At 73.1% G+C, this 15,876-nt stretch carries 10 protein-coding genes; 3 read left to right on the top strand and 7 right to left on the bottom strand.

Features of this window, described 5'->3' with window-relative positions:
• Positions 1-70: 70 nt before the first annotated feature.
• From WJM95_RS07750 to WJM95_RS07720, 7 genes are all read right to left on the bottom strand, one after another.
• Complete coding sequence (locus WJM95_RS07750; protein ID WP_339128822.1) at positions 71-910, bottom strand: CoA ester lyase; 840 nt, start codon at positions 908-910, stop codon at positions 71-73.
• A complete protein-coding gene (locus tag WJM95_RS07745; protein WP_339128821.1) occupies positions 907-2,109 on the bottom strand; it encodes a CoA transferase in 1,203 nt (400 codons plus the stop codon). Before WJM95_RS07745 ends, WJM95_RS07750 begins: the two co-directional genes overlap by 4 nt.
• The gene (rbsK, locus tag WJM95_RS07740) at positions 2,106-2,999 is read right to left on the bottom strand and encodes a ribokinase (protein WP_339128820.1); all 894 of its coding nucleotides are present in this window, start codon (positions 2,997-2,999) and stop codon (positions 2,106-2,108) included. Before rbsK ends, WJM95_RS07745 begins: the two co-directional genes overlap by 4 nt.
• Positions 2,996-4,360 carry an ADP-ribosylglycohydrolase family protein gene (locus WJM95_RS07735; RefSeq protein WP_339128819.1) on the bottom strand — a complete coding sequence of 455 codons (1,365 nt, stop codon included), beginning with the start codon at positions 4,358-4,360 and terminating at the stop codon, positions 2,996-2,998. The genes rbsK and WJM95_RS07735 overlap by 4 nt, the downstream gene beginning before the upstream one ends.
• Entirely contained in the window at positions 4,348-5,517 is a 1,170-nt protein-coding gene (locus WJM95_RS07730) for an ADP-ribosylglycohydrolase family protein (protein ID WP_339128818.1), read from the bottom strand. The genes WJM95_RS07735 and WJM95_RS07730 overlap by 13 nt, the downstream gene beginning before the upstream one ends.
• A 7-nt stretch (positions 5,518-5,524) precedes the next feature.
• Complete coding sequence (locus WJM95_RS07725; protein WP_339135412.1) at positions 5,525-6,727, bottom strand: ADP-ribosylglycohydrolase family protein; 1,203 nt, start codon at positions 6,725-6,727, stop codon at positions 5,525-5,527.
• 428 nt (positions 6,728-7,155) lie between these two features.
• Positions 7,156-8,301: an ADP-ribosylglycohydrolase family protein gene (locus WJM95_RS07720; protein ID WP_339128817.1), complete on the bottom strand. Its 1,146-nt coding sequence runs from the start codon at positions 8,299-8,301 to the stop codon at positions 7,156-7,158.
• 271 nt (positions 8,302-8,572) lie between these two features.
• Here WJM95_RS07720 and WJM95_RS07715 point away from each other — a divergent pair, with 271 nt between their 5' ends.
• From WJM95_RS07715 to WJM95_RS07705, 3 genes are all read left to right on the top strand, one after another.
• Positions 8,573-9,304, top strand: coding sequence for a VIT1/CCC1 transporter family protein (locus WJM95_RS07715; RefSeq protein WP_339128816.1), 732 nt, complete (start codon positions 8,573-8,575; stop codon positions 9,302-9,304).
• A 394-nt stretch (positions 9,305-9,698) separates the two neighbouring features.
• On the top strand, positions 9,699-14,291 hold the full coding sequence (gene gltB, locus WJM95_RS07710; protein WP_339128815.1) for a glutamate synthase large subunit: 4,593 nt from the start codon (positions 9,699-9,701) through the stop codon (positions 14,289-14,291).
• A complete protein-coding gene (locus tag WJM95_RS07705) occupies positions 14,284-15,744 on the top strand; it encodes a glutamate synthase subunit beta (RefSeq protein ID WP_339128814.1) in 1,461 nt (486 codons plus the stop codon). Before gltB ends, WJM95_RS07705 begins: the two co-directional genes overlap by 8 nt.
• The last annotated feature ends 132 nt before the right edge of the window (positions 15,745-15,876 follow it).

The following is a 15,876-nucleotide window of genomic DNA, read 5'->3' as shown; positions in this document are numbered from 1 at the left end:
CGGCCGTACACCACGTACACACACAGGAGGGGGCGCCGCGTCCGGGACGCGGCGCCCCCTTCGTGCCGTCTCAGGCCAGGCGCTGGGCGAGGGCGAGGGTGCGGCGGGCCCCCGTGACCACCGCCGCGTCGATGAAGCGGCCGTCCGGCAGGGCCTGCGCCCCCGGGTCGGCCGCAGCCGCCCTGATGACCGCCTCGGCGGAGTCGACCTCGGCCGGGGTGGGCAGGTAGGCCCGCTCGATGATCGGGAGCTGGCGGGGATGGATCGCCGCGCGTCCGAGGAAGCCGAGGGCACGGCCGCGCGCGCAGGACGAGGCCAGCCCCTCCACGTCGCGGATGTCGGGGTAGACGGACTGGGCGGGAGGGGGCAGCCCCGCCGCCCGCGCGGCCACGACCAGACGGGCCCGGGACCAGTCCAGGCCCGCCTCGTCACGGACCCCGAGATCGGCCCGCAGATCGCTCTCGCCGAGCGAGATGCCGCGCAGCGCGCGATGGGACGACGCGATGGAGTACGCCTGCTCGATGCCCAGGGCCGTCTCCAGCAGGGCGTAGAGCGGGATGGTGCCGCCCTGCGCGGAGGGCGCGTTCTCCGCCACCCGCATCACGTCGCAGCGTGAGGTCACCTTCGGCAGCCGCAGCCCGGACAGCCCGGGCAGCGGGGACAGCGTCTTCAGGTCGGCGTCGCAGAAGGGTCCGTCGAGGGCGTTGACCCGGACGTGCACCGGGACGGGCGGCACCTCGGCGAGCAGGTCGGCGGTGGCGGAGCGGGCGTACTCCTTGCGGTGCGGCGCGACCGCGTCCTCCAGGTCGACGAGGACGACGTCCGCGCCGGAGAGCAGCGCCTTGGCCACCACCTCGGGACGGTCCCCGGGCGCGTAGAGCCAGGTCAGCGGCAGGAGGTCCGCGGTCACAGCGCCCCCTCCGCCCTCAGTTCCTCGATCTCGGGCGCCGTCAGGCCGAGTTCGCCGAGCACGGCGTCGGTGTCCGCTCCGTGCGGGCGGCCCGCCCAGTGGATGGCGCCGGGCGTGGCGGAGAGCCGGAAGAGGACGTTCTGCATGCGCAGCGGGCCCAGCTCGGGATCGTCGACGCTGGTCACCGTGTCCAGGGCCTGGTACTGCGGGTCGTTCATGACGTCCCGGACGTCCTGGACGGGCGCGATCGCCGCCTCGGCCTTCTCGAAGGCGGCGAGGACCTCGTCCCGGGTGCGTCCGGCGATCCACGCGCCGACCGCGCCGTCCAGGACGTCGGCGTGGCGGGCCCGGTCCGCGCCGGTCGCGAACCACGGCTCGTCGATCACGTCGGGGCGGCCGACCAGCCGCATCACCCGCTCGGCGATCGACTGGGCCGACGTGGAGACCGCGACCCAGGAGCCGTCGGCCGTGCGGTAGGTGTTGCGGGGCGCGTTGTTCGCCGAGCGGTTGCCGGTGCGCGGCTGGACGTGGCCCAGCTGGTCGTACCAGACGGGCTGCGGGCCGAGGACGGTCAGGATCGGTTCGATGATCGCCATGTCGATGACCTGGCCCTCGCCGGTGCGCTCGCGCGCCCGCAGGGCGGCCATCACGGCGTAGGCCGTCGCCAGTCCGGCGATCGAGTCGGCCAGGCCGAACGGGGGGAGGGTCGGCGGCGCGTCGGGTTCGCCGGTGATCGCGGCGAACCCGCTCATCGCCTCGGCGAGCGTGCCGAACCCGGGGCGGTGCGCGTACGGGCCGAACTGGCCGAAGGCGGTGACGCGGGCCAGGACGAGGCGGGGGTTGGCCGCGGACAGCTCCGCCCAGCCCAGGTCCCACTTCTCCAGGGTGCCGGGACGGAAGTTCTCGATGATCACGTCGGCGTCGGCGGCGAGCCGCAGCAGGGTCTCCCGGCCGCCGCGCTTCGACAGGTCGAGGGTGATCGTGCGCTTGTTGCGGCCGAGCAGCTTCCACCACAGGCCGATCCCGTCCTTCGAGGGTCCGTGCCCCCGGGACGGGTCCGGCTGGGTGGGGTGTTCGACCTTGACGACCTCCGCGCCGAAGTCCCCGAGCATCGTGGCGGCGAGCGGCCCGGCGAACAGGGTCGCGAGGTCCAGGACGCGCAGCCCGTCGAGGGGGCCGCCGCCGTCGGGCCCGTTCACGCGCCGGCCTGGGTGTCGATCTCGGAGCGGTACGGCATCGAGGACGTCGCCCCGTGCCGCTGCACCGACACCGAGGCCGCCGCCGACGCCCACACGATGGCCTCCGACATCTCCCGGCCCTCGGCGAGCGCCACCGCCAGGGTGCCGACGAAGGTGTCACCGGCCCCGGTGGAGTCGACGGCGGTCACCCTGGGGGCGGGCACGGTGATGGGCGCGGCGTCCCTGGCCGCGTACAGGCTGCCCTCGGCGCCCAGGGTGACGACGACCTCCGGGACCTGTTCGAGCAGGGCGGCGGCGGCCCCGCGCGGGTCGGTGAAGCCGGTGAGCGCGGCGGCCTCGTGCTGGTTGGGCACCAACAGGTCGATGGAGGCGAGCAGTTGGGGCGGCAGGAACTGCGCGGGGGCCGGGGTGAGGATCGTCCGGACGCCGTGTCTGCGGGCGGCCTCCGCGCCGGAGAGCACGGCCTCCAGCGGGATCTCCAGCTGGAGCAGGAGCGAGTCGGCGCTGGCGATGAGGCCCTCGTCGCCGGGGGCCAGCGCGGTGACGGTGCCGTTGGCGCCGGGGATGACCACGATCGCGTTGCCGCCCTCGTCGTCCACCACGATGTGCGCGGTGCCCGACGGACCCTCGGTGGTCCGCAGATGGTCGGTGTTCACGCCGAAGTGCTCCAGCGTGGAACGGAGTTGGCTCCCGAAGGAGTCGGCGCCCACCGCGCCGATCAGGGAGACGTCGGCGCCCGCGTGCGCGGCGGCCACCGCCTGGTTCGCGCCCTTGCCGCCGGGGATCGTACGGAACTCCCGTCCCGTCACGGTCTCTCCGCGCTGCGGGGCCTTAGCGACATACGCGACGAGGTCCATGTTCGTGCTGCCGAGCACGGCGATATGGGTCATGGGCGAACGGTCTCCCGTTGTGTGAGGTGGGCGAGGGCGTCGAAGCCGATGCCGTCGAAGTCGGCGACGGAGGTGGCGAGCCGGTTCTTGAGGGGACCGGTGAAGCGGCCGGGCAGCGCGGCGGGGTCACCCGTCAGCAGGCCGGCGATGCTTCCGGCGGTCGCGCCGTTGGAGTCGGTGTCGAGACCGCCGGACACCGCCCGGCAGACGGAGCCGGCGAAGTCGCCGTCCGCGTGGGTGAGGGCGGCGGCGATCAGGGCCGTGTTGGGGACGGCGTGGACCCAGTGGAAGTCGCGGTGGACGGCGTGCAGTTCGTCGACGACCGTGTCGAAGTCCTGCGTCGTACGGGCCAGCCGCACGGCGTGACGGACCGCCGAGGCCAGCCGGGAACCGGGCGGGACGACCCTCAGCCCCGTGCGCAGACAGGCGTGCACGTCACTGCCCGCGGTGGCCGCCTCGGCGATCGCGGCGGCCGTGAACATCGCCGCGTAGACGCCGTTGGCCGTGTGGGTGAGCGTGGCGTCGCGGTGCGCCTGCTCGGCGGCTCCGGCCGGGTCGCCCGGGTTGGTCCAGCCGTGCACGTCCGCGCGGATCAGGGCGCCGATCCACTCGCGGAAGGGGTTGTGGCGGCGGGCGGTGTCCGGGGGCTCGACGCCGCCGAGGAGGTTGCGGTAGGCGACGCGTTCCGCGGTGAAGGTGCGGCCGGCGGGGAGTTCGTCGAGCCACAGGCGGGCCACGTCCGCGGTGGTGAAGTCCCGGCCGTGCCGCTGGAGCAACAGGAGGTTCAGGAGCGGGTAGTTGAGGTCGTCGTCCTCCGGCATGCCGTCGATGTTCTCGGCCAGCGAGGTGGCGGCCGACCGGCGGTTCCAGGGGTGGGCGTCCAGCAGGTCCCGGGGGACGCCCCGCGCGGTGAACCAGGAGTGCAGGGGCCAGTTGCCGGAGGCCCGCGCGAGGGCCCGGATCGCTTCGAGGGGGAGCTTCTCGACGGGTTTGCCGAGCAGGCAGCCCACGGCCCGTCCGAGCCAGGCCGCCTCCAGGCGGGCGGCTCCGGGAGCGGGCACCGGCGCGAACCGGGGCGGCGGCCAGTCGGGGCACCGGTCCTTGATCAGCGCCAGGTCCGTCGGTTCGTCGTCGGCCAGCGCGGCGGGCAGGGCGGCGAGTTCGTCGAGCAGCACGGCCGCCAGCCGGCGCAGGGACGGCGAGGCCGGGCTCGCCGACGCCCCCGCGCGCAGCGGGGCGGTCCGTCCGCCCGAGGCGTACCAGCGGGCGGCGACGCGGGACGGGTCCCGGCCGTCCTGCACGGCCTGGTGGAGCTCGTGGCCGAGGAGGTCCTCGGGCTGGACCCAGGTCAGCCGGAGCACGGTGCTCCCGCCAGCGCGGCGTACGCCGCCTCGTGGGCCCGGCGGCGGCGGACGTCACGGTCGAAGATCTCCCGGGTCACCTCGGCCAGCGTACGCGCCGGGGCGTCCAGGTCCAGGCGGCTGGACTCGGCCACCGTCTTGGCCCAGTCGTGCGGGACCTCGGCGCCGAGCGCGCCCGCGAGGGCGCCGGCCATGGTGGCGATGGAGTCGCAGTCGCGGCCGTAGTTGACCGAACCGAGCACCGCGTGCCGGAAGTCGCCGCCCGACACCAGCAACATGCCGAGCGCGACGGGGAGTTCCTCGATGGAGTGGAGCCGCGAGGGGCGGCGGGCGCCGAGGGAGGGGGAGCGGTAGTCGGGGCCGACCGTGTCGAAGGGGGCCACGGCCCGGCGCAGCGGGACGAGCGCCGACTCGAAGTCCGTGTGGCGCGAGGCGACTTCGCACACCGCCTCGACGGCGGCCCGGGTGCCGTCCTTGGCCAGCGACAGGCAGGTGTCGACCACCGAGCCTGGGGTCGCGCCGGGGGAGCAGGCCGCCGCCACGGCCGCCGCGAAGACGCCCGCGGCCTCGCGTCCGTACGAGGACTGGTGGGCGCCCGCGACGTCGAGCGCCTCGGCGTACGCGCCCGCCGGGTTGCCCGCGTTGACCAGGCCGACCGGCGCCATGTACATCGCGGCGCCGCAGTTGACGATGTTGCCGTTGCCCGCCTCCCTGGGGTCCACATGGCCGTAGTGGAGGCGGGCGACCAGCCACTTCTCGGCGAGGAACACGCGCTGGAGGGGGAGCGCCTCGGCCTCCAGTTCCGGGATCCAGCGGGGGGTCGTCATCAGGTCGGGGACCAGGTGCTCGGCGACGGCGTAGGCGTCGAGGTGGTCGCGGACCCGCGCGTACACCCGTACCAGCGCGTGGGTCATCAGGGTGTCGTCGGTGACGTGTCCGTCGCCCTTGTGGTACGGGGCGATGGGGCGGGCGGTGGGCCAGGCGTCGCCGTTCCAGGGGCCGACGACTCCGTGCACGCGGCCGCCGTGGCGTTCGGCGATCTGCTCGGGGGAGTACCCCTCGACGGGGCCGCCGAGGGCGTCGCCGACCGCGGCTCCCACGAGGGCTCCGCCGATCCGTTCGTCGAGGGTTCCCGTTCCTTCTCCTTTGGGCGTCATGCCCGAATCATCCCTCCGGGGCGGACAGTTCCGGGGAACGAAGCGGGTCGGCGCGTCCCGTCGCCTCCAGCAGTTCGGCGAGCCCGACGAGATCCGTGCCGGTCAGCCGGGGCAGCGCGCAGCCGGACAGGGTGCGGCAGGCGTCGCGCCAGGAGGCGGGGATCGTGGCGGCGCCGCCGAGCGCGCCGGTCAGCGCCCCGGCCAGGGCGGGGGCCGAGTCGGCGACCCGGGACAGACAGGCGGCGGCCGGTACGGCCTCGGCGATCCGGCCGCGCGCGGCCAGCGCCAGCGCCAGGGCGACGGGGACCGTCTCGGCGGCCGCGATGCCGTAGCTGTAGACGTGGTCGACGATCTGGTGCTCCAGGAGGGGGACCAGGGCGAAGGTGCTGTCGCTGTCGCGGGCCAGCGCGAGGGCGTGCCGGGCGTTGCGGCCGATCTCCGTGGCGGCGGGCAGTTCGGCCAGGGCCGCCTCCACGCAGGTGGCGACGTCGTGCCCGGCGAGGGCGAGCGCGACGGCGGCGGCCATGGCGCGGGCGCCGTGCACACCGTCGCCGTCCTGGGTGTAGCGGGCGTCGAACTCGGCGAGTTCCGCGGCGAGTCGGGGGTCTCCCGGGTGGGCCACGGCGAGCACGCAGGCCCGTACGCAGGCCGCGTCGTCGAAGTAGTGCGGGTTGTCGTGGCCGGTGGCGGGCGGGCGCAGTCCGGTGGCGAGGTTGCCGAGTCCGGCCCGCACCGAGATCCGGGCGCGCAGCGGGAGCAGGGCCGACTCGACCTCGGGGGCGCGGTCCGCGGCGGCGGCGACCTCGCTGGCGACGGCGTTCCAGGACACGTCGATGGACGCGCGCATCCGGCGGTCCAGGCTCAGGTCGCCGAGCGCCGCGGTGTCCCCGGCCCGCAGGACGGCCTCCGCCGCGAACGCCGCCCACTCGGCGTCGTCCGAGGGGCCGAGCCGCAGTGGTTCCGGCGGCTGGTTCAGCGCGATCGGCACGGGCAGGGTCGTCGTGGCGTTCTGCTCCGCGAAGGTGTCCAGCTCGCGGGTCAGCCGCCGCGTCCACTCCGGCATCCGCGCGGCCCGGTGCCGGGCGGCGGGCCATCCGGCGGCGTCCCCCGCGGCGAGCCCGAGCAGCAGCCCTTCCACACGACGCGCCCCGGCCGTCCCGCCCGGTACGGGCTCGGCACCGGTCGCCGGGGCGGCGGGCCGCTCCACGATCCGCGAGCCCACTCCCGGTCCACCCCCACCGAGAAACGCAACGGCCCGCACCCCACCCCCGAGAAGCACCACGGGCTGGACGCCGGTTCCGGCGACGGGGGCCACAGGTTCGGCTCCGGCGCGCGGTGTCTCGGGTGGGGCCGCTGCTGTGGCGAGTGCGGTGGGCGGCACGGGCTGTGCTTCTCGGGCGGGTGCCGTGGGCTGGGCGCGGGCACCGGCGGCGGGTGCCGCGGGATCGGCTCCGGCGGTGGGCGCCAGGGGGGCCACGGGCTCGGTTCCGGCCCGGGGCGGTTCCGGGGTGGTGCTCAGGGAGCCCGGGCCGGGGCCGAGGCTCGGTGGTCCGGGCTGCGTGGTGTGCGGTGCCGGGGCCGCCGGTTGCTTCTCCGGGGGTGGCGACGCGGTGTCCGCGCCCGGCGTCGGGCCGGGCCTCATGACCGTGCCTGAGTGTCGACGTCGGCGCCGGCCGGGACACGGGCGCCGGCGGCGGGAGCCCCGTACGCCTCGGAGTACGGGACCCCGGGGGCGTCCTGCGTCTCCGGGACGGGCGGTACGCGGCCGTCGGCGCCCCACTTCTCCTCGTGCTCCGGCGTCAGCAGGTCCGCCACGTCGAGGATGTGGTGGCCCTCCATGGAGGGGAGGCAGCTGCCGCGGGCCGGGCCGATGGCGGCCGCCCACTCCGCGGGGATCGCCGCGGCCCCTCGGCTCGCGCCCGCCAGCGCCCCGGCCACCGCCGCCGTCGTGTCGGCGTCGCGGCCCATGTTCACCGCGGTCAGGACCGACTCGGTGAACTCCCCGTCCGCCGCCGCGTACGCGCCGAAGGCGAGGGCCACGGCCTCGGGGGCCAGGTCGGTCCACGGATAGCCGCCGATCACGACCGCGGAGCGCACCGCGCGTTCGCCGCGGTGCGCCACCGCGACCGCGCGGCGCAGGGAGCGGGCCGTCCAGGAGTCGTCCGGGACGACGGCCAGCGCGGAGGCGACGACCGTGGCGGCGGAGGCGCCCGCCATCGCGGCGGCGACCCCGGCCGCGACCGCCTGCCCGCCGTAGATGCCCTCGCCCTCGTGACTCACCGAACCGTCGATCGCCACGAGCCGGGCCGCCTCGGCGGGCCGCCCGGCCGCGAAGACGCCGAAGGGCGCCGCGCGCATGGCCAGACCGTCGCTCCAGGCGTGCCGGTGCTGGGCGGAGATCGGTGCCGCGAGCCCGCGGCGGAGGTTCTCCAGCGTGCCGCGCTCGCTGAACCCGGCGCCGCGGAACGGCCCCTCGTCGCGGTCCGCGATCCACTGGTGCCAGGCCGACTCGACGTGGGCCACGGTCAGCGCCGAGCCGTGCCGGGCCAGCAGCAGCCCGGAGAAGATCGCGTACTCCGTGTCGTCCGTCCCGGCCGGATGCTCGGCGACGTACCCGGTGATCCGGCCCCATCTGGCCCGGATCTCCGACGGCTTCATGTTCTCGGCGGGTGCGCCCAGCGCGTCCCCGACGGCGAGTCCGAGCAGCGCGCCGCGTGCCCGGTCACGGAGATCCGCGGTGCTCCCGGAAACCGGGGCCGAGGGAATGCAGGCGATGGAAGCCATACGTGCCTCTCCTCTCAGGGCCCCTGCCGCGCGCGGAATGCGGCGCGCGGAACCCTTTGCGGATCTGTGCCACCTTGGCGGTTGACAAGAGCCTCGCGGGCTCCACTGTCACCCGGTCGACATATGTGCATGACATGCCACGGATGAGCGCCGAGAGGCAAAAGCGCAGGTTAGCCCAGCCTTTCCTTGCTGGCGGCGGGGAATTCCACGGCGTACTTTCAGAGTTGTCAAAAAGTGGAAGCAGTCCAATCAAGCACTCTGGGGGACCGGTATGGCGATCATCGAGACCGAGGCGGCGCTGCATGTGGCGCACCGGGACAACCACACCCACCGCGACGTCAACGGCGGCTGGCTGCGCCCGGCCGTGTTCGGCGCGATGGACGGCCTGGTCTCCAACCTCGCCCTGATGACCGGCGTCGCCGCCGGCTCCGTCTCCCAGCAGACGATCGTCATCACCGGACTCGCGGGCCTGGCCGCGGGGGCCTTCTCCATGGCCGCCGGCGAGTACACCTCCGTCGCCTCGCAGCGCGAACTGGTCGAGGCGGAACTCGACGTCGAGCGGCGCGAACTGCGCAAGCACCCCAAGGACGAGGAACGCGAGCTGGCCGCGCTCTACGAAGCCCGCGGCGTCGAGCCCGACCTCGCCCGCGAGGTCGCCCGGCAGCTCTCCCGCGACCCCGAGCAGGCCCTGGAGATCCACGCGCGCGAGGAGCTCGGCATCGACCCCGGCGACCTGCCCTCCCCGGCCGTCGCCGCCGTGTCCAGCTTCGGCTCCTTCGCGCTCGGCGCCCTGCTGCCCGTACTGCCGTATCTGCTCGGCGCCACCGTGCTGTGGCCGGCCGTGCTGCTCGCCATGATCGGGCTCTTCGCCTGCGGCGCCGTCGTGGCCAAGGTGACCGCGCGGTCCTGGTGGTTCAGCGGACTGCGGCAGCTCGCTCTCGGTGGTGCCGCGGCCGGTGTGACGTACGCCCTCGGCACTTTGTTCGGCGCGGCCGTAGGATGAGGCCTCGATCACCTATGCACGGGACTGCATAAGTAATTGTTACCCGGCGGTTTCGATTCCGTGGCTGCTGGGAATGAGCCGTAAGCGCCGCGGGCAATGACGCCCGCGTCGCATCTCTCGCGGCGGATCACGATCTCCTCCGCGAACCGGACCGATGGTCATCGATCTGTCCGCTCAGGTCCCTTACCTTCCACCGCTGAAGCCCGATACCCCCGGCGCGGCTCCCGTGGTGTCCGCATGTTGGAACGAAGTATCCGGTTCCCGAGAACCACTCCATCATGTAACCTGCACGAAATTTTGCACCCCGCAGAGGGCCAGAGTCGTCCCTCGGCAGTTGTCTCCCCAGCGCCCAGAGCCTGGGAGACCCCCCGCCCCGACGACGACGGGAGAGCCGATGCGTACGCCGCGCCAGCCGTCCCAGCACTCCACGAACGACCGGAAGTGGTCCTTCATGGATGCTCGCCCTGCTGCGCAGGGTATGTACGACCCCCGCAACGAGCACGACGCCTGCGGCGTCGGCTTCGTGGCCACCCTCACCGGCGAGGCGAGCCATGCGCTGGTCGAGCAGGCGCTCACCGTTCTGCGCAACCTGGAGCACCGCGGTGCCACCGGCTCCGAGCCCGACTCGGGCGACGGCGCCGGCATCCTGTCCCAGGTCCCGGACGCCTTCCTGCGCGAGGTGGCCGGATTCGAACTTCCCGCAGCCGGTGCGTACGCGGTGGGCATCGCCTTCCTCCCCGAGGACGGCACGGCCGACGCCGTCTCGCGGATCGAGACGATCGCCGCCGAAGAGGGCCTCACCGTCCTCGGCTGGCGCGAGGTCCCGGTCGCCCCCGAGCTCCTCGGCGCCACCGCCCGCTCGACGATGCCGGTCTTCCGCCAGATCTTCGTCGCGGAAGGCGCCAGCGAGGGCATCGCCCTGGACCGCACCGCGTTCGTGCTGCGCAAGCGCGCCGAGCGCGAGGCCGGGGTCTACTTCCCCTCGCTGTCCGCCCGGACCATCGTCTACAAGGGCATGCTGACCACCGGCCAGCTGGAGCCCTTCTTCCCGGACCTGTCCGACCGCCGCTTCGCCTCCGCGATCGCGCTCGTGCACTCCCGGTTCTCCACCAACACCTTCCCGAGCTGGCCGCTCGCCCACCCGTACCGCTTCGTCGCGCACAACGGTGAGATCAACACGGTCAAGGGCAACCGCAACTGGATGGTCGCCCGCGAGTCCCAGCTCGTCTCCGACCTGTTCGGCGACAAGGGCCTGGAGCGGATCTTCCCGGTCTGCACCCCGGACGCCTCCGACTCGGCCTCCTTCGACGAGGTGCTCGAACTCCTGCACCTCGGCGGCCGCTCGCTCCCGCACTCCGTGCTCATGATGATCCCGGAGGCGTGGGAGAACCACGACTCCATGGACCCGGCCCGGCGCGCCTTCTACCAGTTCCACTCCACGATGATGGAGCCCTGGGACGGCCCGGCCTGCGTCACCTTCACCGACGGCACCCAGGTCGGCGCGGTCCTCGACCGCAACGGACTGCGCCCCGGCCGCTACTGGGTCACCGACGAGGGCCTCGTCGTCCTCGGCTCCGAGGTCGGCGTCCTCGACATCGACCCCGCGCGGGTCGTCCGCAAGGGCCGCCTCCAGCCCGGCAAGATGTTCCTCGTCGACACCGCCGAGCACCGCATCATCGAGGACGACGAGATCAAGGCCGCCCTCGCCGCCGAGAAGCCGTACGCGGACTGGCTGGAAGCCGGCGAGATCGAGCTCTCCGACCTGCCCGAGCGTGAGCACATCGTGCACACCCACGCCTCGGTCACCCGCCGCCAGCAGACCTTCGGCTACACGGAGGAGGAGCTGCGGATCATCCTCGCGCCGATGGCCAAGGCCGCCGCCGAGCCGATCGGCTCGATGGGCACCGACTCGCCGATCGCCGCGCTCTCGCAGCGCCCGCGTCTGCTCTTCGACTACTTCACCCAGCTCTTCGCCCAGGTCACCAACCCGCCGCTGGACGCGATCCGCGAAGAGCTGGTCACCTCCCTGCGCTCCTCGCTGGGACCGGCGAGCAACCTGCTGGAGCCGACGGCCGCCTCCTGTCGCAGCGTCACCCTGCCCTTCCCGGTGATCGACAACGACGAGCTGGCCAAGCTCATCCACATCAACGCCGACGGCGACATGCCCGGCATGAAGGCCGCGACCCTCTCCGGCCTGTACCGCGTCTCCGGCGGCGGCGACACCCTCGCCGCCCGCATCGAGGAGATCTGTGCCGAGGCCGACGCCGCCATCGAGAACGGCGCCCGCCTGATCGTCCTGTCGGACCGTCACTCCGACGCCGAACACGCGCCGATCCCCTCGCTGCTGCTCACCGCGGCCGTCCACCACCACCTCATCCGCACCAAGCAGCGCACCCAGGTGGGCCTGCTGGTCGAGGCCGGCGACGTCCGTGAGGTCCACCACGTCGCCCTGCTCATCGGCTTCGGCGCCGCGGCCGTCAACCCGTACCTCGCGATGGAGTCCGTCGAGGACCTGGTCCGCGCCGGCACCTTCCTCCAGGGCATCGAGCCCGAGCAGGCCATCCGCAACCTGATCTACGCGCTCGGCAAGGGCGTCCTGAAGGTCATGTCCAAGATGGGCATCTCCACCGTCGCCTCCTACCGCGGCGCCCAGGTCTTCGAGGCCGTCGGCCTGGAGAAGGCCTTCGTCGAGAAGTACTTCAACGGCACGGCCTCCAAGATCGGCGGCGCCGGTCTCGACGTCGTCGCCAAGGAGGTCGCCGCCCGCCACGCCAAGGCCTACCCCGCCTCCGGCATCGCGCCCGCGCACCGCGCCCTGGACATAGGGGGCGAGTACCAGTGGCGCCGCGAGGGCGAGCCGCACCTGTTCGACCCCGAGACGGTCTTCCGCCTCCAGCACTCGACGCGCTCCGGCAGCTACGAGATCTTCAAGAAGTACACCGACCGCGTCAACGAGCAGTCCGAGCGCCTGATGACGCTGCGCGGCCTGTTCGGCTTCGCCTCGGACCGCCCGTCGATCCCCCTCGACGAGGTCGAGCCCGTCTCCGAGATCGTCAAGCGCTTCTCCACCGGCGCCATGTCGTACGGCTCCATCTCCAAGGAGGCGCACGAGACCCTCGCGATCGCGATGAACCAGCTGGGCGGCAAGTCCAACACCGGTGAGGGCGGCGAGGACGCGGACCGCCTGTACGACCCGGCGCGCCGCTCGTCCATCAAGCAGGTCGCCTCCGGCCGCTTCGGCGTCACCTCCGAGTACCTGGTCAACGCCGACGACATCCAGATCAAGATGGCCCAGGGCGCCAAGCCCGGCGAGGGCGGCCAGCTGCCCGGCCACAAGGTCTACCCGTGGGTGGCCAAGACCCGTCACTCGACCCCGGGTGTCGGCCTGATCTCCCCGCCGCCGCACCACGACATCTACTCCATCGAGGACCTGGCGCAGCTGATCCACGACCTCAAGAACGCCAACCCGAAGGCCCGCATCCACGTGAAGCTGGTCTCCGAGGTCGGCGTCGGCACGGTCGCGGCCGGTGTGTCCAAGGCCCACGCGGACGTCGTGCTCATCTCCGGCCACGACGGCGGAACCGGCGCCTCCCCGCTGACCTCGCTCAAGCACGCGGGCGGCCCCTGGGAGCTCGGCCTCGCCGAGACCCAGCAGACCCTGCTGCTCAACGGCCTGCGCGACCGCATCGTCGTGCAGACCGACGGTCAGCTCAAGACCGGCCGCGACGTCGTCATCGCCGCGCTGCTCGGCGCCGAGGAGTTCGGTTTCGCGACCGCGCCCCTCGTCGTCTCCGGCTGCGTCATGATGCGCGTCTGCCACCTCGACACCTGCCCGGTCGGCATCGCCACCCAGAACCCGGTGCTGCGCGACCGCTTCGCCGGCAAGGCCGAGTACATCGTGAACTTCTTCAAGTTCATCGCCGAAGAGGTCCGCGAGATCCTCGCCGAGCTCGGCTTCCGCACCATCCAGGAGGCCGTCGGCCACGCCGAGAACCTCGACGTCGAGCGCGCGATCACCCACTGGAAGGCGCAGGGCCTGGACCTGTCCCCGCTCTTCTACGTGCCCGAGCTGCCCGAGGGCGCGGCCCTGCACCAGGTCGTCGAGCAGGACCACGGCCTGGAGAAGGCGCTCGACAACGAGCTCATCAAGCTCGCCGCCGACGCCCTGGCCGCCGACTCGGCGACCGACGCCCAGCCGGTCCGCGCCCAGGTCGCGATCCGCAACATCAACCGCACGGTCGGCACCATGCTCGGCCACGAGGTGACGAAGAAGTTCGGCGGCGCGGGTCTGCCCGACGACACCGTCGACATCACCTTCACCGGCTCGGCCGGCCAGTCCTTCGGCGCCTTCCTCCCGCGCGGTGTCACGCTGCGCCTGGAGGGCGACGCCAACGACTACGTCGGCAAGGGCCTCTCCGGCGGCCGGGTCGTCGTCCGCCCCGACCGGGGCGCCGACCACCTCGCCGAGTACTCGACCATCGCGGGCAACACCATCGCGTACGGCGCGACGGGCGGCGAGCTCTTCCTGCGCGGCCGCACCGGCGAGCGCTTCTGCGTCCGCAACTCCGGCGCGCTGGTGGTCTCCGAGGGCGTGGGCGACCACGGCTGCGAGTACATGACCGGCGGTCACGCGGTCGTCCTCGGCGAGACCGGCCGCAACTTCGCGGCCGGCATGTCCGGCGGCGTCGCCTACGTGATCGACCTCGACCGCGACAACGTGAACGTCGCCAGCGTGGACGCTGTCGAGGAACTCGACGACGCCGACAAGCAGTGGCTGCACGACGTCGTGCGCCGGCACGCCGAGGAGACCGGCTCCACGGTCGCCGAGAAGCTGCTCGCCGAGTGGCCCGCCGCCGTGGACCGCTTCAGCAAGATCATCCCCAGCACGTACAAGGCAGTGCTCGCCGCCAAGGACGCCGCCGAGCGAGCCGGACTCGACGAGTCCGCGATCACCGAGAAGATGATGGAGGCGGCGACCAATGGCTGATCCCAAGGGCTTTCTGAACCACGGCCGTGAGGTCGCCAGGTCCCGGCCGGTCCAGGAGCGTCTCAAGGACTGGAACGAGGTCTACGTTCCGGGCTCGCTGCTCCCGATCATCTCCAAGCAGGCCTCGCGCTGCATGGACTGCGGCATCCCGTTCTGCCACAACGGCTGTCCGCTGGGCAACCTGATCCCCGAGTGGAACGACTACGCGTACCGCGAGGACTGGCAGGCCGCCTCCGAGCGCCTGCACGCCACGAACAACTTCCCGGAGTTCACGGGCCGGTTGTGCCCCGCTCCGTGCGAGTCGGCGTGTGTGCTCGGCATCAACCAGCCCGCCGTGACCATCAAGAACGTCGAGGTCTCGATCATCGACCAGGCGTGGGACAGCGGCTCCGTCGCGGCCCAGGCCCCCGAGCGCCTCTCCGGCAAGACCGTCGCGGTCATCGGGTCCGGTCCCGCCGGTCTCGCCGCCGCCCAGCAGCTGACCCGGGCCGGGCACACGGTCGCGGTGTACGAGCGCGCCGACCGCGTCGGCGGTCTGCTGCGCTACGGCATCCCCGAGTTCAAGATGGAGAAGCGGCACATCAACCGCCGCATCGAGCAGATGCGCGCGGAGGGCACCCGCTTCCGCACGGGCATCGAGATCGGCCGCGACCTCAAGGCGACGGACCTGCGCAAGCGGTACGACGCCGTGGTCATCGCCGCCGGCGCCACGACCGCCCGTGACCTGCCCGTCCCCGGACGGGAGCTGAACGGCATCCACCAGGCCATGGAGTACCTGCCGCTGGCCAACAAGGTGCAGGAGGGCGACTTCGTGGCGCCCCCGATCACCGCCGAGGGCAAGCACGTCGTGGTCATCGGCGGCGGCGACACGGGCGCGGACTGCGTGGGCACCGCCCACCGCCAGGGCGCGGCCTCGGTCACCCAGCTGGAGATCATGCCGCGGCCGGGCGAGGAGCGGAACCCGGGCCAGCCCTGGCCGACGTTCCCGATGCTCTACAAGGTCACCTCCGCGCACGAGGAGGGCGGCGAGCGCGTCTACGCGGTCTCCACCACCCACTTCGAGGGCGACGAGGACGGCAACGTCCAGTGGCTCCACCTGGTCGAGGTAGAGTTCACCGGCGGCAAGCTGAACCAGAAGCCGGGCACGGAGCGCAAGATCCCCGCCCAGCTGGTGACGCTGGCGATGGGCTTCACCGGCACGGACGTCGAGAACGGTGTGGTCTCCCAGTTCGGTCTGGAGCTCGACGAGCGCGGCAACATCGCCCGCGACGCCGACTTCGCGACCAACGTCCCCGGAGTGTTCGTCGCCGGTGACGCGGGCCGCGGCCAGTCCCTGATCGTCTGGGCCATCGCGGAGGGCCGTTCGGCCGCCCGCGGTGTCGACCGCTTCCTCACCGGAGCGAGCGACCTGCCGGCCCCGATCCGCCCGACGGACCGTTCGCTGACGGTCTGACCCATGGATGCGTGACCTGAAACGGTCACTCGAGAACGTCCCGCACAAAGGCGTGCGGAACACGAGACGGCGCCTGCCTCACTGTCCCCGACCGGACGCCCTGGCAGGCGCCGCCGCATGCCCGCACACGGC

Source organism: Streptomyces sp. f51 (assembly GCF_037940415.1).
Taxonomy (GTDB): Bacteria; Actinomycetota; Actinomycetes; order Streptomycetales; family Streptomycetaceae; genus Streptomyces.
The sequence above is the reverse complement of the archived record's forward strand: the minus strand, read 5'-3'. Positions and strand labels throughout refer to the sequence as shown.

Bases quoted from the DNA above. Each gene is read 5' to 3' on its own strand.
- WJM95_RS07720 (WP_339128817.1), bottom strand. From the start codon at position 8,301: ATGGCTTCCATCGCCTGCATTCCCTCGGCCCCGGTTTCCGGGAGCACC.
- gltB (WP_339128815.1), top strand. From the start codon at position 9,699: ATGCGTACGCCGCGCCAGCCGTCCCAGCACTCCACGAACGACCGGAAG.
- WJM95_RS07730 (WP_339128818.1), bottom strand. From the start codon at position 5,517: ATGACGCCCAAAGGAGAAGGAACGGGAACCCTCGACGAACGGATCGGC.
- WJM95_RS07715 (WP_339128816.1), top strand. From the start codon at position 8,573: ATGGCGATCATCGAGACCGAGGCGGCGCTGCATGTGGCGCACCGGGAC.
- rbsK (WP_339128820.1), bottom strand. From the start codon at position 2,999: ATGACCCATATCGCCGTGCTCGGCAGCACGAACATGGACCTCGTCGCG.
- WJM95_RS07705 (WP_339128814.1), top strand. From the start codon at position 14,284: ATGGCTGATCCCAAGGGCTTTCTGAACCACGGCCGTGAGGTCGCCAGG.